Below are 20,816 nucleotides of genomic sequence, written 5' to 3' on the forward strand. Positions count from 1 at the left end.
AACCATGAAAAATGATCAGGATTTCACAGAAGAACTGGGCCACAGCATGCCTTCTTCCAAAAGAGAAACCGAGGAAGACATGCTGGAAGAGCTCTGTTCTCTTGCAAAAAAGGACGCCCGGATCACCATTCCGGAGATCTGCGGGCGGATGGAGATGACCCGGCGGGAAGTGCTGGCCTATCTGAAACAGCTCTCCGCACGGGGCTATGTAAAAACAGAAGAAAACAAATCCTACGTCCGTCTTACAGAGCTGGGATGCATCCGCGGAGAAGAATGCCGCCACCGTCATGAAACCTTCACCCAGTTTCTGGAGTATGTAGGCGTAAACAGCGAAACTGCAGAAGAAGACGCCTGCCGCATGGAACATGTGGCAAGCGAAGAGACCGTGCAGCAGATCCATAATTTCATCAACTACGGAAGCACCTTTGAGCGTGTCATGAAAAAAACAGACCTCCGGTATTACTACGAACCGGGAGACTACACCTTCATGATGGGCATCTACTACATGGAAAAAACCTGCCCGAGAAGACTGACCACAGAATTTAAAGACTACAGGGAACAGATCAGCCTCCACGTAAAAGAAGAAGACAGCTGCTTCGAACTCCTCCGCACAGACCAGACCAAGAACCGTCTGGATCTCTGGTACCGGGATCCGGAGACCGGCTGGATGAAAGCTGCCGAAAAAGACGGCAACCCGCTGATCCCTACTGGCGTATTTCAATATTTTCTCCGGCATCACGATCCGGTCATAGAAGGAACCGCCCTGGTGGCATTTGCCAGAGAAGGAGAGAACCCCATGGAGTGGAACAGCCGGGAGCTGGATGTACATATCTGGTAGGAGGAATCTTATGGAAAAAGAAAACACTGAAGGACTGCTCCATCCATCCATGCTGCAGATTCGCTATCTGACAGAACTGGCAAAAATAGGCAAAAAACGAGGCAGCGTGGCGCTGATCGCCGATACCTGCGGAGTCAGCCATGGCCCGGTAAGCCGCTTTTTTAAAGAATGCATTGGTGCAGGATACCTGAGTGAAGGCTATGAATTTACCGAAAAGGGTACCCGCGCACTGAAAACATACCAGAGGATCCTGAAAGAAGTCGGCGCCTATCTGGAACGGATCGGGATCGCGGCATCCGAGATCCCCGAAAAAACAAGACAGCTCATTGAGAACGTAGATTACAGCCTTCTCATGACAATGACCAGAAATTCCGGCCAGGTAAAGGAATCCCGAAACCAGACAAATGCAGAAAAAGGAAGCCTCTATTATCTGGATCATGTGCTGGAAAAAGGCCGCTTCGAAGTAGGAATTGCCATTTATCAGCTGAACACAGAAGGCACAACGAAGCTTTCCATGGCAAACAACGGGTTCGAGCATCTGGCCTGCATCCGGAACAATACCCGAGGAAGCTGGCTGGAATTGACCACCCGTGAGATGCACGCCCATTCCCGGATCGATGGGGCAGATATGCGGGGAAGGCTCTCATCCCTGAAATACGTAGACCAGGGCCAGCTCTACGAAGCCGCCATCCGGGAGGGCAAAGTTCGCATTCCCCTAAGTGCCTGCCGCTTCATGAAGACCCACCTGGGAAACGTAAAGGGAATGGTCTCCATCACCGTCACCTGCAGCGTAGGCAAAGCCCATATGCCGGAGAGCACCGCACTTCTGATGTTCTGGCTGTAGAAAATAATCAGACCGATTAAAAGCCGAAATGAAAAAAAATCGGCTTTTTTTTGTGCCAAAAATCCGGAAATGCCCATGTTTACGGGATTTTTGAAAAATATAAATGGTTCCCGCAGGGAACGGAAAACAAAAAAATAGTTGACCCAAACTAACACTTGTGATTAAATGACAGCAGAGAGTTAGACATGGGTAACAGGAGAGAATGTGCCCTGGCCTGCTTAAAAGAAGGGTGTGCGACACCTTACCACATAAGGAGGAAAGAAATGAGAAGAAAGAATTTATGGCTTCGCCTGTCATCCTGTACGATGGCAGCCCTGATCGCAACAACATCCATCGTGCCGGTATCTGCGGCAGAAGTGGATTTCCAGGATGAAGCTTCCGCAGACGTTGCAGAGGAAGCTGCAGAAGAAGTACAGGAAGCAGCTGGCGATGAGACAGAGGACGTGACACTTGCTACCGACGAGAATGCAGAGCAGGGAGAGACAGAAGACGCAGCAGAGGCTGAGCTTGCTGTCGAGGACGGCTTCTCTGACGGAGAAAGTGATGCGGCGCTGGTACAGGAGAGCCCGGCAGCTGAACTTACCGGTACGGTACAGACTGGTTTTGGAAGCACAAACACCAATCTGGAAAAAGGCAGCTACGAAGTAACGGTATCCATGATGAAGGCAGACGATACCACAGCAGCATCCATGGCAAATTCCTGCATCGCAGGCAAAGGAACTCTGGTAGTAGCAGAAGACGGAAGCGCTAAACTGACCGTACCGATCCAGGCCATCACCATGATGGGACAGACTGTTTATGCAACAGACTGGAAGGTATACAAGGGAGCTGTAGGAACGGAAGCGACAGCAGCAGAGTATACAACCGATAAAGACGGAAATGTAAACAGCATTACATTCGCAATCCCGGATAAAGCCCAGGACGGCGTATATGTAACCATGACTATGGCAGCAGGAAGAACACAGGATGCATTTCTGAAAGCTGATTATGCAAACGCAGAGAAGGATGCCGCAGCAGTAGACACATCCGCACTGGAGGCAACCATCGCACAGGCAGATGCCCTTGATGAGATGGCATACACCAAGGCATCCTGGGACGGAAATAAGGATGCCATTGATGCAGCTAAGACAGCAGCCAAAGCAGCACTGGAGAAAAAAGAATCTCAGGAGGCTGTGGATGCGGCGAATACTGCACTGGCAGATGTAGTAAGCAAACTTGAAGCAGCTGGTGACCCGGCAGAACTTCTGGCACTTCTTGACCAGGCAAAAGCAATGGTAGAAACAGATTATACTGTAGAAAGTGTACAGCAGTGGTGGAAAAATCTTCAGACTTCGATCACAAATGCGGAAACAGCAATCAATGGCCGTGAGACAGAAAAGGTTCTTGCAAGCAAGAAAAGTTTTCTGAACACTCCGATAGGACGTCTGGTAAAAGCTTATGATACAACAGTATTATTGCAGAAGCTTACAGAAGCAGAGGCACTGAAAGAGGAAGATTATACGGAAGACAGCTGGAAAGAGGCAGGCCTTGCAGCTGTGATTCAGAGAGCAAAAGATGTCATTGACAATCGTGGAAGTAAAGATGAGGTAAAAGGTGCTGCCAATGAACTGGAAACAGCAATGGATAAACTGATAGCAGTTTCCATGGAAGTGACAGTTGGACGTGGAGATTTCGTAAAGAAACTCACACCTGGAACCTACAGCCTTCCGATCAATCTTCTGAATGCAGGACATATTGATGCTACACAGCAGTATACAACCAAAGATTACATGAAACATACATCCATGGCATCCGGATGCTTCACAGGAGATGCAACTCTGGTAATCCATGAAGATGGAACTGCAACTCTTACAACTGGTTTAGGAGCAGTTACTTCTGATGCTTTGGGATCTGCACAGTCCGGTGGTGCAGATGACTGGTCCATTTATGAAAATACTCAGGATTTCCTCAATGGAACTGCAAATTCTGCTAAAGGTGCCCGTTATAAAGCACATGTAGATAAATTGGGTATCCTTGGAGGAAAGAGAAAACCGACCAAGATTAGCTTTACTGTGCCGGATCTGAAACAGAACGTAGTTGCAACCCGTATGCACATTGAGATCATGGGCGTTTATCAGGATGCCTGCATTGGCCTTGACTGGAATAATGTAAAGAAAGTAAGCGATGATACAAGTGCAACTTCTACCGTAGAAAAAACTTACGAGATCGCACCGGATGTACAGACACAGCTTGAGAACATGAAAGCAGGAAGTACTGTAAAACTGGATGCAGATGTGACTCTCAGTGATGACTTGATCATCCGTGGCGGTACCTTGGATCTCAATGGTCATGCACTGAACCAGGCAGACAACCTGATCCGTATCAAAGGTGATGTAACGATCATCGACAGCAGTACGGAAAAAACAGGTAAGCTCACCCGTGAGAAATATGTAAGCAATACGAATTCCAGTGCTTCCATTACTGTAGAAAAGGGATCCTTGTCTGCAGAAGGTGTTACGATTGACGGACAGATTGGAAATGCAATGTCTTATAATTCACTGAATTATCTGGCTGGACTTCCTCGTGTTGCGGTATCACTGAAAAACTGTGCACTGGTTAATACATTACAAGCTGTAGGCAATACTACAAGTAATAATAATGTATATTTTAGTAATATGTCCAACGGAATTGATGTGACAGTAGATAATTGTACATCTGATAAGGGAATGGAAGTTTCCTCCTGTGTGGGAGAAAAAGTTTCGGTTACAAATTCAACACTGTGGAGCTATAGTCAGTATAGTAATGAAGGTGGTGTTGCAACATTTACCGGTAATACAGTAAGTGGTAGTGTTACTATTAAAGCAGATGAACTCACGGTCAGAGCTGATAAAATCAGCAATGGTATAACCTTTAGTGGTAATGGTGATGTTACACTGGAAAACATGGATGTTTCAACTAATGACTCCCGTGGAGCAGCTGTTAAATCATACGGAACAGGAACTGTAACAATCAAAAGCGGTGTTTACACTTCTGAAGGTAAGAGAGGCTATGCAATCAATTCGTCTGGAGCACCGGTAGTAATCGAAGGTGGTTATTTCAAGAGTGCGAATAAGCTTGTAAATAATAATTCATACAAAACTCCTGCAAATAAAAAACTGGGAGAAGTAACAGAAGGTGATTATGCCGGATATTATACACTGGTAGATGATCTGGATGGAACTGTTGCAGATCCGGTAGCAACCATCTACAATGCAGATGGCAGTGAAGCAGAGAAACTGGGAGAGGATAAAGCAGACCTGATCGTTTCTTTTGCCGGTGAAGGACAGACAGTAAAACTGAACAAAGATATCAGCACAAGTTCTGAAACAAACTACAAGAATATGACACTGGATCTGAATGGACATACACTGACACTTGCACAGGGAATGGTTTCTTTTAGTGGAACTTGCCGTGTGATTGACAGTTCTGCAGATAAGAGTGGAAAATTGGTGGCTAATGGATGGGCATTTACTTCTCAGCAGAATTTTGACTCTGGCCTGATTCTTGATAATGTAACTTGTGAAACACCAGTGCTTCAGTATGTTTCTATTGGTAAATTATACGTTATCAATGGTACTAAAATTATTGGAACAACAGTAATTAATCCGGCAATAGGTTCCGGCGCTGCATATGTTCAGGATAGTACATGGACATTTGGAGCGCAGGATGAAGACGGAAATGCTGTAGATGGACAGGCCCTTCTTGAAAATACAGTAAGAGCTGCCCAGTATACAATTACCAAGAACGAAGATGGTTCTTTCTCAGTAGCATCTACAAATCTTGGTAAAAACATGAGAGCTTTTGAAGCTCTGGATGCTTCTGCTTACACCAAGGCAAGCTACAAGGCAGCAAAAGATCTCTATGACACACTGGATGGAACAATCGATGAGGATATCACAGAAGAGCAGATCAAAGCATTCAACGATGCAGTAACCGCTCTTCAGCCGGTAGCTACAGAGACTTCTATCAACGCTCTGAAATCTGCCATCACAGCAGCCAAAAAGGTAAAAGCAGCAGACTACACCGCAGCATCCTACAAGACATACAAAGCAGCCATCACAGCCGCAGAGACAGTCCTGAATGGTGAAGATTTCTCCGATACAGAGGTAACAGCAGCAACCAAGGCTCTTACCGATGCCAAGGCAAAACTTGTCAAGCTGAAAACACAGTCCATCACCGTTTCTGTAAAGAACACCAAAAATGTGGTTTCCAAGAAATACGGTGACAAGGCATTCTCCCTTGGAGCAAAAGCGAAGACTACTTTAACTTACAAGTCTTCCAACACAAAGATCGCAACTGTAGACAGAAAAGGTAAAGTTACCATCAAAGCTGCCGGTACTGTAAAGATCACCATCAACGCAAAAGCAACCAGCACTTATAAAGCAGCAACAGCCAAAGTACTGACTATCAAGATCGCCAAGAAAGCTCCGACCATCAAAACAAAGATCGGAACCAAGAACCTTTCTTACAACACTCTTAAGAAGAGAGCACAGGTATTCACACTTGGCACTTCTGTAAACAGCAAAGGTACTTTAACTTACAAGAAACTTTCCGGATCCAGTGCAGTTTCCGTAAACAGCAAGACCGGCAAGCTCACAGTTAAGAAAGGCCTCAAGAAAGGCACTTACAGAGTAAAAGTTCAGATCAAGTCTGCAGCAAAAGGCAACTACACTGCAGGAAGCAGAACTGTAACCGTAACTGTAAGAGTTAAATAATTTACGGATCTTCGGATCAACAGATTCCACTTATGTGAAATCCCCCGGCTTTTTCTCCTGAAAGCCGGGGGATTTTGTCAATATCGATTAAAGGCCGAAATGAAAAAAAATCGGCCTTTTTTTGTGCCGAAAGTCCGGAAAAGCCTGTATTTAAAGCATTTTTAAAATTTTAAAACCGTTCCCGTAAGGAACCAAAGGCGAAAAAACAGTTGACTGAGACTAACAATCGTGGTTACAATGCCAGTATAGAGTTAGCCTGAGACAACAAGCGGCTATTTGTCCGGGCACAAAAGCACAAATAACAGAAAGGCAGAGAAAGAATGAAAAAGAAAGTAATCGCAGTTCTTCTTGCCTCCATGATGGCAACTTCCATGGTTCCGGTAACGGCCATGGCAGAGGATCAGCCTGACGTAGTGAGCGCAGAAGAGACACAGGACCAGGGATTTTTTGAAGAAGAAACCGATGTGCAGGAAGCGGAGACAAAAGCTCCGGCAGAAGAGGAATCCCAAGAAGAAGATTCCCGTGACGCTGTAGAGCTGGAGAAGAGCGAAGATGCAGATTCTCTGGATCTTTCCCAGGATACGTTAGAGAGCGATTCTGATGAGGCAGATCCTTTCGGCCTTACCGATGGAACCGCACCGGCAGCAGAAGCAGCCGGAACAGTGACTCTTAACGGAGTTGCTTTTGATACTGCAAAAACCTACATCGTTCCGCTGACTCTGAAAAATGCCCACAATCTGGAGCAGGACAGTGCGGCAGTTGCATGCCCGGGTAAATTCGGAACCCTGACATTTGACGCAGACGGAACTCCGAAGATTTCCACAAACCTTCGAAGCGTAACCGTGGGAACGCTTACTGATTATGCCTATGATTTCAAGATCTATCAGGGAACAAAGCCGTCTGGGGAGACGGTGGCTGCGGATATCGTGGCAGCACAGACGGTAGGCCAGGCAGACGGAAACGGAAACCATGAAGTTCCGGAAACCATCTCCTTTGCCATTCCGAAAGATGCGTACAACACAACAGGCGTATACTTAAGCATGTATGTAGATGCCATGGGCTATGCGCCGGATGCTTATCTTCAGATCGACTATGCAGGCGCAAAGGAATCCGGGGATCCGTCTCTGAATTTTACTACAGAGATCAGCACAGCCGAGGTGGAGCAGTTTGGTAATTACAATGTTACCTCCCAGGTGACGGTAAAGGATGGCCGTATTACCGATGTTGCCCTTGCAGGAAATGATTTCAAGGGAACCCATGCGGACGATAACCAGATGTACTTAAGCAAGGCCATCAATGGTCTTGGCAGCACAAAGGGTATGAAGGAAAAGCTTACCGGTCTCTATATGAACGATGCCCAGAAGCTCAACGATCTGGATACTGTTTCCGGAGCAACCTATTCTTCCAACGCCATAAAGAACGCCACCATGAATGCCCTTGGTGTAAAGATCGAGCAGGAAGTGATCCCGGATGCCCCGACAGAAAAACCGGCGCCAGGTCTTTACTACATCGAGATGAAAGACCGTACAGACGTGGTTGACCATGGACTGGTTGGCGAGAGCAAGAAAGTTGGCGCATATCTTCGTGTGGACAATGATGGAAAAATGTGGCTGACCTACAAGATGGTTTCCGGAACGACCGGAGAGCCGCTGTATGTTCTTGGCTATAACGGATATTATCCAAACGGTGATACTACACAGCCTCTTACAAAAGAAGGCGTAACATATTCCACAGAGAGCACAACAGCTCCGACCATCGGTGACTGCACGGTTGTTACGGATATCACAGTTCCTCTTGACGGCATCAGCCAGACCTATGTGAACAACGTATATCTCTATGTGGAAGCTATGAAAAACCTTAACGGCGAAGTTTCCGGTGTATACTTTGACGCAGGTAAGTTCAACATCAATTCCACCATTACTCTGTACTGGGATACTCTTTATAATCTTTCTGAGGATTCCGGCGCAGCAGAGCTTGCAAAGCTTTCCGACGGTGTTTACAAGCTTAGCGGTGAGATGGTAAAGGTAAACAAGGTGGACATGTCCATGAGCAACAATGCCATCAACCACAACATCAAACTGGTAGTAAAGAACGGTGTTCCATATGTGAACATGAACTTCAACAGCCTGACCATCACTTCTCTGAAGGGATATCTGAAGGATCTGAACTACTATGCGAGTGGTTATGAGGTTTCCAAGACAGGAGAACCAAGCGGAACTCTGGTTCCGGTAACTGTAAATTCTCTTCAGAAGTTCTCTAACGGAAAGACTCTGAAGGATGATTTCGGAACAGATTATCCGAATGACATCAGCTTCCCGCTGTGTGAAGAGGCTCTGGAAGGAAACAATGAGATCCCGCTTCAGGTATTCGTTCCGATCATGGATGCCATCACTCCTGGTTCCGGAAAACAGAACGTTTATCTGCGCCTGGATTATTCCACACTGAAAGAGACCACAGATGCAGATGCAGATTTCGCTGAGACTGAGAAGGCTCCGACAGATCCTTCCACCATCAAGAAACAGGCAGCACAGAGCATCACAGTTGCAGTTAAGAACACCAAGAACGTGGTTTCCAAAAAATACGGTAACAAGGCATTCTCCATTGGAGCAAAGGCAAAGACAGCCATGACTTACAAGTCTTCCAACACAAAAGTTGCCACTGTAGACAGAAAAGGTAAAGTGACTATCAAAGCTGCCGGAACCGCAAAGATCACCATCGCTGCAAAAGCGACCAGCAGTTACAAAGCTGCCACAAAGACCCTGACTGTCAAAGTTGCCAAGGCAGCACCGGTCCTGAAGACAAAGATCACATCCAAAAATGTTTCCTACAGTGCACTTCGTAAGAAAGCGCAGGTGTTTACTCTTGGCGCTTCCGTGAGCAGTAAGGGAACACTGACCTATGCAAAAACAGCAGGAAGCTCTGCATTTACCGTAAATAAGACAAACGGAAAGATCACGGTAAAGAAGGGCCTGAAGAAAGGTACCTACAAGATTAAAGTGAAGATTTCCGCAAAAGCGACTGCAAACTACAATGCAGGAACAAAGACAGTTCTTGTTACTGTAAGAGTGAAATAAGCTCTGAAAAATTGATAACCTGACAAATTTCCCCCTCATCCGGCCCATGCTTCCCCTGGCATACGGCAGGACAGAGGGGGATTTTTTGCAGAGGGTATGTTATACTTGATACAGCGGAGGAGTTTTTACAGATCGATACAGACAGGAGAAGGGATTTTATGAAGATTACGATAACAGCGGTTTCCGTACCTGCTCTCCGGCAGATCCAGGCATTCCGGAAACGTTATGAACAGCAGTACCCGGAGGATGATCTGACCATCGTCTGTTTCTATGTTGCGGGACAGGAACAGCGATACGTTCTGGAACCGGAAAGGATCATAAAGGATATTGCCACGGCAGATGTGGCGGTGGTGGATACCATGGGGGCTTCCGAAGAGCTTCAGGAGATCGTGGTAAAAGGCCTCGAAGCCTGTAAGGGCCATCGGATCGTCATTGGAAACGCACTTCGGGACTATATCCGCCTGGGTTCTTTTTCCATGGGTACCATGGGAAAAATGATGAAAGGCTCCGGCGGGAAAAAAGATTCCGGGAATGTGTCCGGGACGTCCGGAACCGACAGCGCAGAGGTATCCGGCACCGGTGAGAAAAAATCCTCCGCCAGTGCACTTACAAAAATGCACCGGATGCGGCGGATGGCAATGATGATGGGAAATGTGCTGCCTTTTGGTGTCACCCGGGATATGAAGAACGTGTTTCTTCTGATCGATTACTGGCAGCAGGCCACCAGGACAGATATGGAATCTTTTATGCATCTTATCCTCCGGCAGTACGGCGGACGAAAATTTCTCCCGAAGGAGAAACCCTGTACCATGGAGTACGGCGTCTATCTGAAAGATCTTTTTTCCATGGAAACCTGGGATACACCGGCGAAATTCTGGAAGAAGGCGGCTTTTGACAGTCAGCGGGAAACCGTGGCCCTGCTTTTTTACGGACATTCCTATCCCAATGATTTTCTGCCGGTAGTACAGGCTCTGGCAGAGAAACTGGGAGAGAGGTACAATCTGCTTCCCATTGCATTTTCCCAGAATGAGGACGGGGATCTGAAGAAACTGCGGGCATTTCTCATGCAGAAGAAAACACCGGTTTCGGCAGTGGTCAATCTGATGCCCTTCCGCCTGGGTGCAGGGCCCATGGGTGGAGATGCGGATCAGGCGGTGGAAATTCTGAAAGAACTGGATGTTCCCTATTTCAAACCCTTCTGCCTGACCAGAGTTTCCGGGGAGGAATGGGAGCGGGCGGATGCCGTGAATCCCGGAGAGTTTCTTATCAGCATCCTGCTTCCGGAGCTGGACGGCGGGATCCTTACATTTCCGGTAGGGGTTATGGGAAGTGGAAGCACAGAGGGAGAAGAACCGGTCTTTCCACAGCTGGAACCCATAGCGGAGCGGGTCGATACCTTTGTGGCGCGCCTTTCCCGGATGCTGGAACTTAGAAAGAAAAAACGGGAAGAGAAGCGGCTGGCGGTGATCTTTTATAATTATCCCCCGGGGGAGAGCAATGTGTTCGGAGGAGCATTTCTGGATACCTTTGCCTCGGCATCCAGATTGCTTGAGGGGCTGAAAGAGGTCGGCTATGATACAGAGGGACGCTCTCCCGAAGAGCTTCAGGAAGTGTTTGTCACAGGCGGACACTGCAACCTGCCCCAATGGTGCGAGGAAGGGGAAGGAGGGATCACCTGGGAGTTTGAGGGAGAAGAATATCCCATCCGGGGGATCTGTGTGGGAAATGTTTTTCTGGGACTGCAGCCCCTTCGCGACCCGGAGGGAGAAAGCGGGGATCCGGGAAGATATCACGACCGGAACCGGAAGCCTTCCGGGGAATATCAGGCCTTTTATCATTGGATCCGTGAGGGATTTCAGGCGGACGCCATGATCCACTTCGGCACCCACGGCACACTGGAATTTCTGCCCGGAAAAGATAACGGCATGACCGGAAGCTGCTGGCCGGATCAGCTGGTGGGAGAGATCCCCCATTTCTATTACTATTATATAGGAAATCCTTCGGAGGCCATGATCGCCAAGCGCCGTTCCCTGGCAACGCTTGTAAGCTATCAGGCACCGGAGCTTAAAAAGAGCGGTCTGTATGGAGATTATCAGGAACTCAGGGAAATGATCGGAGAGTACCGGGAGAGCATCCAGAGTGCACCGGAGCGGTGCGGGGATCTTCTTTTGAACATCACAAAAGCAGGGAAGAACTGCGGATTTCTGGAAGGAGATTCCGGAGAAAACTGCTCGGAAAAAGATCTGGATCTTCTGGAAGAGAGGCTTTATGAATATGAAAACAGTCTGATCACCGATGGTCTTCACGAGATCAACGAGACAGAACTTAACGGGCTGGTACATGGACTGGACGGCGGCTATGTTCCGGTGGGAACGGCAGGGGATGTGGTAAAGAATCCGTCGATCCTGCCTTCCGGACGGAACCTGGTGCAGTTTGACCCAAGGCTGGTGCCCACCAGAACGGCCTGTGAGCGGGGAATGAAGGCGGCGCAGCTTTCGGTGGAGGCTTATCATGAGAAGACGGGAACGTATCCGGATACTACGGCGCTGATCCTCTGGGGACTGGAGACTTCCAGAAGCCAGGGTGAGACTATCGGACAGATCCTGTATTATCTGGGCATCCGCCTGAAAACGGAAAAGAGCAGTTACGATGACCGGCTGGAGGTGATTCCCACCGAGGAGCTGGACCGGCCACGTATGGACGTGGTGATCCACATCTGCGGATTTTTCCGGGACATGTATCCAAACCTGATCGATAACTTAAATGCCATGCTCCGGCAGATCCTCCGGCTTGAGGAAGAACCGGAAAAGAGTTATTTTACGGCAAATACCAGAAAGATGGCAGAAGAGCTCCAGAGATTCCATCCCGAAATGGAGGAACGGGAGGTCTGGGATCTGGCATCCTGCAGGATCTTTGGCCCAAAAGAAGGGGAGTATGGAACCCGGCTTACGGATGTTGTGCGAAAAGGCAGCTGGAAGGATGCGGCAGAGATCGGAAGTTCTTTTACCGAGGATCTCTCTTACGGGTATTCCTTCCGGAGGCGAGGGGTGAAAGCCGAAGAAGTGCTGGCCGGACAGTATGACCATGTGGATTTTATTTCCCAGGTGCGCAACAATGTGGAGTATGAGCTGACAGATCTGGATCACTATTATGAATTTTACGGCGGACTTGCCAGAGCCGTGGAGAACAAAAAAGGCAGCAAACCGGTCATGCTGGTTGCAGATACCACCGGTGAGACGGTGAAGGTGCAGGATCTTAAGAGTTCTCTGGAGCGTGGGATCGCCACAAGGCTTCTAAACCCCGGATGGATTCAGGGGATGATGCGCCACGATTATCACGGTGTGCAGCAGATCGCGAAACGGTTTGAGAATGTGATGGGGTTTGCAGCCTCCACCGATGCGGTGACAGGCGAGACCTTTTCCCGGATGACCCGGTGCTATGCCGGGGATGAAAAACTCCGGAAACAGATGCAGCAAAGCAACAAATGGGCATACATGAAGATGATGGAGCGGCTGATGGAGGCCAGCAACCGGGGCTATTTTGATGCAACAGAAGAAGAACTGTCCCAGATCCGTGAGGCATATCTGGAGGCAGAAGGAGAGGCGGAAGAATGATGCGGGAAAAAACTTATGATTATCCATTTACGGCCATTGTAGGCCAGGAACCTATGAAGGAGGCCATCCTTATCAATCTGGTGAACCCGTCTGCAGGCGGGGTGCTGATCCGTGGACAGAAGGGAACGGCCAAGACCACTGCGGTGCGTGCCATCCCGGGACTTATGAAGGACTGCCGGGTGGTGGAGATCCCTGCCAATGCCACAGAAGACCGTGTGGCAGGAACCATCGACATCGAAGCCGCACTGAAAGACGGGGAAAAACAGTTCCAGCCAGGTCTTCTGAAAGAGGCAGACGGAAATATCCTCTATGTGGATGAGATCAATCTTCTGGACGACCATATCGTGGATCTGTTACTGGATGCGGCGGCAACGGGGCGCAATACCGTGGAGAGAGAAGGGATTTCCTGTACTCATTCAGCCCGGTTTGTGCTGATCGGTTCCATGAACCCGGAGGAGGGAAACCTGCGGCCGCAGCTTCTGGACCGTTTTGGCATGGTGGTGGATGTGGAAGCAGAGACAGACGTGGATAAGCGGGTGCAGATCATTGAGAACCGGATGGCCTATGAGAAAAATCCGGGGTATTTCTGCCGGAAGTACAAAGAGTCTCAGGAAGAGCTTTCCGAGAGGATCCGCAGTGCCAGAGAGTTTCTGCCGACGGTGCGTGTCCCAAAGGAGCTGTTAAGGCTGGCGGCACAGATCTGTGTTGCCTACGGCACTGACGGCCACCGGGCGGATATCGGAATGATCCGGACTGCACAGACCATTGCCGCACTGGAAGGCCGGAAAAAGGCTTCCCGGGAGGATCTTGAGCGGGCTGCCCGGTATGTTCTGCCTCACCGGATGCGGAAAAATCCTCTGGAAGACGGACAGATGGATCCTCAGGTAATGGAAGAGATTCTTTCCGCCGGGAAAAAGAGCTCCAGGGAGCCGGAAGCTTCCGGGGAGGGTGACTAGATCCGGGGAAAGGAAGACGGGCAGATTCTGAAGAAGTATTCCTTCCGGTAAAACAGAGCGGAAGAGAGTATTCGGTACTGGAAGTTCTGGAGGGGATGAAACAGGAGATCTTTCTGAAAAGAGAGCAGCAGTCCCGGAAAGAATGGCTGCCGGGTGGGAAACACAGTGGTTCTCTGGTGATCCCCTCCGGTCAGGAAGGGATTTTGCGAGCCGGGGAGGTGGATCTTCCGGCGTCCGTCCGGGCGGCGCTGGAAAGCGGCAGGATCGGGGGAGAGGACCGGGAGATCAGAGCGTGTGACCTCCGGCTGAAACGCTTCCGGAGAAAAAATAAGGTGTCTGTTTTATTTCTGGTGGATGCCAGTCGTTCCCAGGGTGCAAAAGAGAGGCTTTCTTTTGCGAAAAGTGCGGTACTTTCCATCCTGCGGCGGGCGTACAGTGACAGGGACCGGGCAGGAATGGTGGTTTTCGGGAACCGAAAAGCAGAACTGATCCTGCCTTTTACCAGAAGTGTGGATTTTGCGGCAAGGCCCATGGAAGAGCTGAAGGCCAGAGGGAATACCCCTCTTGCCATGGGAATCCGAAAGGCCCTGAAAGTCCTGGAGGCGGAAAAACGGAAGAATTCGGAAGAGACCAGGATTCTGGTGATGCTCACTGACGGCAAGGCCAATTTTGACACCGGGGAGGGAAAGCCCTGGTCTCTTGCCCTTAAGGCGGCTGAGGAGCTGAAACGAAAAGGCGTGCCGGTGTTGGTGATCGATACGGAAAATTCCGTGTTCGGCATGGGGCTGGCCAGACAGTTATCCGATGCGGCAGGCGGGAAATATGTGAAGCTCTGACCAGAGGATCTGTGTGAAAAAAAGCCGGATATCCAGGTGTATCCGGGATCTTGATTAAAGACCGAAATGAAAAAATTTCGGTCTTTTTTTTGTCGAAAAATCGGGAACATGGCGGATTTAAAGGATTTTTGAGATCATCGAACCGTTCCCTGTGAGCACGGTTTGGACGATAGTATGTTGACATTAACTTTTTCTCATGATACGGTTAATCATGGCTAACAAGTGCTCATAGGAGGATGATGGGTATGAAGATAAAAAAATTTAAGCGAAGCAGTGCGTTTTTTATGGCGGCTGCACTGTGCCTGGGGAGCACATCCGGCGTTTATGCCATGGATGAGAGTGAACTTTCCAGGATCATCGAAGAGGCGAAGAACACAGATACTTCCGGGTATACACCGGAGAGCTGTGAGAGCCTTCAGGCTGCTCTTGAGGGAGCGGAGAACCTTCTTTCAAGAGAAGATGTAACAGAGGAAGAGCTTGGGGCAGGCGGAATGATGCTTCAGGCAATCCTGGAAAATGGTCTGGTGGCTCAGGCGGACAAGTCTTCTCTGGAGGCGGTCCTTTCGGAGGCGGCTGCATACACAGACGGCACACAGGATGGATATGAAGTACTGGATCAGGTACGTGCCCAGGCTCAGGCTGTGCTTGAGGATGGCAATGCCACCCAGGCAGAGACCGACGGCGCGGCATCCGCAGTGGCCCAGGCAGAGGAGAACCTTGGGGGCGGTATCGACAAGACTGTGTTAAGTGACCTGATCACCCAGGCGGAAGCGGTGGATACTTCCGGTTCAGATGACGCTTCCGTACAGCAGTTAAAGTCTGCCATTGCGTCTGCAAAGCAGGTGGCTGCAAACCCGTCTGCCACACAGAGTCTGGTGGATAAGCATATCCAGCTTCTTCAGGCGGCTGCGGAGGCACTTTATCAGAAGACGGACTCCAATACGGTTTATGACGGGGTATACCAGATCGGCGGACTGCTCCACCATGCTACCGCAGATCAGGTTTCCATGGGAAACTCAGCGCTGGTAAAACCCTTCCAGTTGATAAAGAAAGGAAATGATATCCATCTGCGGATCGAATGTACGTCCCTGACGACCAAGCTTGGCAAGCAGAATTTTACCGGCTATCTGGCAAGCATGTGGTATTTTCCGGGATTTACCAGTGAAGATACCCTGCCTTATGCGGCCGCAGAGGAAGGCCAGGCTGTAGATACCGGTGAGACGCAGAACGCGGCGGAGACAGAAGCTGAAGATCAAAAAGAGGCGCAGCGCGCAGAGACGGAAGCAGTGGAAGAGAGTTCTCAGGCACAGACAGAGGATGCAGCAGAAGACGAACTTTTTATGGACGGAGAGGAAGCTTCCGGGGACAGCGACGGTGCAGCGACTGGAGAAGAGGCTTCTGCGGCTCAGGAAGAAACACAGTCTCTGGATGAGAATGAAGTTCCGGCGGCAGAGGCTGCCACAGCAAAAGCAGTGGGTGTGGAATCCTACTATGACATTTATGATTCCTACAACGATCCGAAAAAAGGCACCGATGCCACAGTAAAAGGGAAAAAATATCCCCATTACATAACAATTCCGGTAGAGCTGAACCAGAGCATCGTATGGACCAGGATCTATGTTCCGGTCATGGAAGCCATCAATGCAGGTGGCGGAAAGCAGTATGCGAAACTGTATCTGGACTGGAACGACCTGAAACAGATCAGCGGAACGGAAACGGACAAGGCGGCCCTGAAAAAACAGGTCACAAACGCGCAGAATGTCCAGAAATCCCTCAAACAGGACAGCCAAGGCTATGCCGGTGAGCAGCTTGCCATGCTTGCAGATGCCATTGTGGCAGCCCAGGCTGTTTATAAAAACATGAACATCGACCAGACTGTTGTGGACAATGAGGTAAAAGCCCTTACCATGGCGGTAAATGCGGTGACCAAGGTCAAGGTGGATTCTGATAAGAGTGAGCTTAAGAAAGCTATTGAGATCGCGGACAGTTATCTGAATGAGACGGATGTAGAGTATGAAACATCGACCCGTGAGGCGTTACAGCGGGCAAGAGATAAGGCCAGTCAGGTTTATGACAATGAGGAGGCTTCTCAGACAGAAGTCAACAAGTGTGTCACTGCCATAGACAATGCCATCCAGGGACTGATCATCCAGGGAACGGACCGCCGCGAGATCAAAAAAGCGCTGACAAAGGCGGAAACTTATCTGAAAGATACAGCCCATTATACAGCCGCAGATATGGATGTGCTCCGTTTTGTTTATGAGACGGCAAAGGCGGTTTACGGGAACAAAGAGTCCAGCCAGGAAGAGACCGATGCCCAGACCGGTATCCTGGATTATGTGATGAAAAACATGAAGAAGGCTTCCCAGACAAAGGTGGATAAGACCGGACTTCATGAGATGCTTCTCACGGCTTCCAATATGGCAGGCAGGGAAGATACCTATACGGCTGACACACTGAAGACATTAAACTCTGCGATCACTGCCGCAAAGACGGTTTATGATAACAGCAGTGCCACCCAGAGCCAGGTCAATACACAGATCAAAAAGCTTTCCAAGGCAGTCAGCGGACTGAAGAAGAAGTCTTCCGGCAGCAGTTCGAACAGCAGTAATAATAACAACAGCAGCAACAATAACAACAACAGAAATAATAACGGCAGCAACAGCAGCCTGGATGTGAAGAACCTGGCGGACGGTGTGTATTCCGTCACAGGCTCCATGGTAAAGATTGACAAAACATCTGCATCCATGTCCAACGAAGCCATCAATCACACCATAAAGCTGACGGTAAAGAAAGGAAAATATTCCATTACCATGGACTTCAAGGGTCTGACCATTAACGGACAGCTTGGATATCTGGGTACCCTGAAATATTTTAAGACCGGCTACAAGCTGGATAAATATGGCGCACCATCCGGTTCTCTTGGCAATGTAACGGTGGATTCCTATCAGAAATACACCAACGGCAAGCTGGTTACGGACAATTTCGGAACCAATTATCCGGATGTGGTCACATTCCCGCTGATCGATGAGGCAAAAAATGACGGTTATGTGCCGCTTCAGGTTTTTGTTCCCATTATGGATTCCATTACCAAAGGCACCGGAACCCAGCCTGCCTTCCTGAAACTGGACTGGAGCACCCTGAAAAAGACGGACAGCAAGGATCCTGGTTTCGAAAATGACGATAACAATGGTGACGGAAGCAACAGCGGAAATAACAGCAGTAACAATGGAACGAACAGCACCGGAAACGGTTCTCTCAGAGGAAATAATGGCAGCTTAAGTACCAACAGCAACGGTTCCTTAAGCGGCAGTACTTCCAAGGCTGGAGGAAGCTCCTTAAAGAGCAGCGGTTCCCTGAAATCTTCCGGAACCACCACCAAATCCACATCCACAAAGAAATCAGCAGGAACTACTGCGCTGAAATCCGGAAAGAGCATCGGCAGCAAATCGGATTCCAAAGATGCAGGAACCACAAAGCTTACCAGCAGCGGCCTTTCCGATGCGTCAGATCAGGATCAGGAGACAACCACTTCCGGCGAAGCTTATGCAGATACCGAGACTGGTACCGGGGAATCTTCCGGAAATATGAGAAAAGTGGCAGTTCCGGTATCCGTCAGCGCGCTGGCGGCACTGGCAGGTGTTTTCTATAAGATCAAGAGCAGAGGGGGAAGCCTGAGAAAGAAGGCAGGAAAGAAGAAATGAGAGAGAAAAACTGGAAAAAAAATCTACTGACCTGTTTTGGAGCGGCAGTACTCTTCGTGGCGGCAACCCTGGGATTTCCGGTAACTTCCGTCCACGCGGAGTCGGGAAGTGTGTATTCCTGTACCATTAACCGGTGTTATTCTCATCCCGTGACAGGAGAGATCGAAGACTCCGGCGGTGAGGCATCCTACGCCACCGGACAGGGTATGGTAGAAGGTGCGGTTTATGCAAGTGGTCTGATGGAAGTGACGGACTCCGGCAATTATTATCTGACGATCCGCATGAGCCTGATCGATTATACGTCCGGTCACAGTTTCAGCGTACAGAATGTAGGAGATTCCGGCTGGTCCAGCACAGGCGTCGCGGTAACCGCAAATGGTTCAAACAGCAACGGAACCACCTCCGATATCTGTATCCAGGTTCCAAGCGAGAACTGCATCGTCCGGGTCAGCATGTATGTAACCCCGATGGGAAGAAACGTTACATTTTATCTGTATCCAAGCGATTATTCCGAAGGAAACAGTGTGGGTATGAATCCTGCTTTTGTAACAGAAGAAGCAGCATCTGCAGAGGCTTCCGGAAGCGGCGAGGCAGTTGCCAACAGTACCCTGGATACGGGAAGTGCCCAGGAAACGGACGGAACAGAAAGTACGGATGAGGCTGCGCAGGACAATGAGGAGAAAACTCAGAATGATGCGGCGGCCACCCAGGCAGCAGCTGCACAGAGCACTGCAGAAAGCGGCTCCACAGGAAATGCGGATGCCATGAATTCCGGGAACACCGTAGCGGCAGCACAGAAACAGGCAGCAGCTTCCAAAAGCTCTGACGAGTCCGATACAGACAAGGAACTGAACAGCGCCCAGGGACTAAATCTTTCCACAGCGGAAGAGGACAGCATCACTTCCGGGGAAAAGAAATCTGACGGCGAAAGCAGCGTAAAGATCAATACGGTCTTTGCCATTGCTCTGGCAGTGACAGGCTCCGGTCTGGTCCTGATCCTGGTAACTGCACTGATCATCTGGTACTTCCGTAAGAACTGGCGCAGATGGGGCGGAGAGGATGATGACGATGATGAATATTAAATCCTGCATCAGCAGAGGAATTCTTGTCACAGTCCTGGCGGCAGCGTCCCTTCTTCTCACCGGCTGTGTGGATCAGCACCCGGAAGGCACGAAAACAACCACACAGACAGAGACGGTGGAGTCCATGCTGGAGATCACGGACCCTGTGGAAAAACAGGCAGTGGAAGTGGCAAAAGCCAAGGTACGATCCATGGAGGGATCCCCGAAGATCGTAGCTACTTCTCCGGCAGTTGCGGATATCTGTGACAAACTGGAACTGGATCTGGTTGGGGTATGCTCCAGCAGCATTTCCACCATTCCGGAGCGTTATAAAGCTGTAACCACCGTGGGTACAGCCATGAGCCCGGATATGGAGATCGTGGCTTCCCTGAAACCGGACTGGATTTTAAGCCCGATCTCTCTTCAGTCAGACCTTGAACCCAAGTACGAAAATATCGGCGTGGACTGGGCGTTTTTAAATCTTCGCAGTGTACAGGGGATGTACCGTTCCATTCAGGAACTGGGAGAGATTTTTGACAGGGAAGAGCAGGCAGGCACGCTGGTAAAAGAGTTCCGGGATTTCTACGAAGAATACAAAAAGAAGAACGAGGGAAAAGACCATCCCAAGGTGCTGATCCTGATGGGACTTCCGGGCAGCTATATCATTGCTACCGAAAATTCCTACGTGGGAAGTCTTGTGGCTCTGGCTGGCGGTGAAAATGTTTATACAGATACAGATCAGGAATTTCTTACGGTAAACACCGAAGATATGAAGACCAAAGAACCGGATATCATCCTCCGTGCGGCTCACGCACTTCCGGATCAGGTCGTGGAGATGTTTAACGAAGATTTCAAGACCAACGATATCTGGAAACATTTCGACGCGGTAAAAAATGGCAGGGTGTATGACCTGACTTATGAAAATTTCGGAATGAGCGCAACTTTCCGTTATCCGAAAGCACTGGATGAGCTGCAGCCGATCCTTTATCCGGAAAGTGACGAGGATCTGGAAAAAGCGAAAAAGAACAGTGAAAACGCTCAGAAAAATGCAGAGAAATCCAATGCGACCCAGAAATATGAAGACGCGCAGAAATCCGGCACATCCGGAAAAACTGCAGCTGAAGATTCCCAAAAGACCACAGAAAAGGAGAAGTGA

General features: G+C 49.3%; 10 protein-coding genes. All 10 read left to right on the forward strand.

Going from position 1 to position 20,816, the window contains the following annotated elements; translation table 11 throughout:
• The first annotated feature begins 4 nt into the window (after window positions 1-4).
• The 10 genes from MUB50_RS10890 to isdE all read left to right on the forward strand — a co-directional run bounded on the left by MUB50_RS10890 (window position 5) and on the right by isdE (window position 20,816).
• On the forward strand, window positions 5-838 hold the full coding sequence (locus MUB50_RS10890; RefSeq protein WP_138276339.1) for a metal-dependent transcriptional regulator: 834 nt from the start codon (window positions 5-7) through the stop codon (window positions 836-838).
• Window positions 839-848: 10 nt separating this feature from the next.
• A complete protein-coding gene (locus MUB50_RS10895) occupies window positions 849-1,682 on the forward strand; it encodes a hypothetical protein (protein WP_118513693.1) in 834 nt (277 codons plus the stop codon).
• A gap of 263 nt (window positions 1,683-1,945) precedes the next feature.
• On the forward strand, window positions 1,946-6,415 hold the full coding sequence (locus MUB50_RS10900) for a hypothetical protein (protein ID WP_244790959.1): 4,470 nt from the start codon (window positions 1,946-1,948) through the stop codon (window positions 6,413-6,415).
• Window positions 6,416-6,735: 320 nt separating this feature from the next.
• Window positions 6,736-9,489 (forward strand): NEAT domain-containing protein, encoded by a 2,754-nt coding sequence (locus MUB50_RS10905; protein ID WP_244790961.1) that lies wholly within the window; start codon window positions 6,736-6,738, stop codon window positions 9,487-9,489.
• A 158-nt stretch (window positions 9,490-9,647) separates the two neighbouring features.
• Window positions 9,648-13,103, forward strand: coding sequence for a cobaltochelatase subunit CobN (locus MUB50_RS10910; RefSeq protein WP_244790963.1), 3,456 nt, complete (start codon window positions 9,648-9,650; stop codon window positions 13,101-13,103).
• Window positions 13,100-14,059, forward strand: coding sequence for an ATP-binding protein (locus MUB50_RS10915; RefSeq protein WP_306466238.1), 960 nt, complete (start codon window positions 13,100-13,102; stop codon window positions 14,057-14,059). Before MUB50_RS10910 ends, MUB50_RS10915 begins: the two co-directional genes overlap by 4 nt.
• A 95-nt stretch (window positions 14,060-14,154) precedes the next feature.
• Window positions 14,155-14,895: a vWA domain-containing protein gene (locus MUB50_RS10920; RefSeq protein WP_244790965.1), complete on the forward strand. Its 741-nt coding sequence runs from the start codon at window positions 14,155-14,157 to the stop codon at window positions 14,893-14,895.
• Between the two features lie 245 nt (window positions 14,896-15,140).
• Complete coding sequence (locus tag MUB50_RS10925) at window positions 15,141-18,599, forward strand: NEAT domain-containing protein (protein WP_244790967.1); 3,459 nt, start codon at window positions 15,141-15,143, stop codon at window positions 18,597-18,599.
• Complete coding sequence (locus MUB50_RS10930) at window positions 18,596-19,681, forward strand: heme-binding Shp domain-containing protein (RefSeq protein WP_244790969.1); 1,086 nt, start codon at window positions 18,596-18,598, stop codon at window positions 19,679-19,681. The genes MUB50_RS10925 and MUB50_RS10930 overlap by 4 nt, the downstream gene beginning before the upstream one ends.
• Window positions 19,662-20,816: a heme ABC transporter substrate-binding protein IsdE gene (isdE, locus tag MUB50_RS10935; protein ID WP_416385837.1), complete on the forward strand. Its 1,155-nt coding sequence runs from the start codon at window positions 19,662-19,664 to the stop codon at window positions 20,814-20,816. The genes MUB50_RS10930 and isdE overlap by 20 nt, the downstream gene beginning before the upstream one ends.

The organism is Blautia sp. NSJ-140, assembly GCF_022868965.1.
Lineage (GTDB): Bacteria > Bacillota > Clostridia > Lachnospirales > Lachnospiraceae > Blautia_A.

Bases quoted from the DNA above. Each gene is read 5' to 3' on its own strand.
- MUB50_RS10925 (WP_244790967.1), top strand. From the start codon at position 15,141: ATGAAGATAAAAAAATTTAAGCGAAGCAGTGCGTTTTTTATGGCGGCT.
- MUB50_RS10930 (WP_244790969.1), top strand. From the start codon at position 18,596: ATGAGAGAGAAAAACTGGAAAAAAAATCTACTGACCTGTTTTGGAGCG.
- MUB50_RS10920 (WP_244790965.1), top strand. From the start codon at position 14,155: ATGAAACAGGAGATCTTTCTGAAAAGAGAGCAGCAGTCCCGGAAAGAA.
- MUB50_RS10900 (WP_244790959.1), top strand. From the start codon at position 1,946: ATGAGAAGAAAGAATTTATGGCTTCGCCTGTCATCCTGTACGATGGCA.
- MUB50_RS10895 (WP_118513693.1), top strand. From the start codon at position 849: ATGGAAAAAGAAAACACTGAAGGACTGCTCCATCCATCCATGCTGCAG.
- MUB50_RS10915 (WP_306466238.1), top strand. From the start codon at position 13,100: ATGATGCGGGAAAAAACTTATGATTATCCATTTACGGCCATTGTAGGC.
- isdE (WP_416385837.1), top strand. From the start codon at position 19,662: ATGACGATGATGAATATTAAATCCTGCATCAGCAGAGGAATTCTTGTC.
- MUB50_RS10910 (WP_244790963.1), top strand. From the start codon at position 9,648: ATGAAGATTACGATAACAGCGGTTTCCGTACCTGCTCTCCGGCAGATC.
- MUB50_RS10890 (WP_138276339.1), top strand. From the start codon at position 5: ATGAAAAATGATCAGGATTTCACAGAAGAACTGGGCCACAGCATGCCT.
- MUB50_RS10905 (WP_244790961.1), top strand. From the start codon at position 6,736: ATGAAAAAGAAAGTAATCGCAGTTCTTCTTGCCTCCATGATGGCAACT.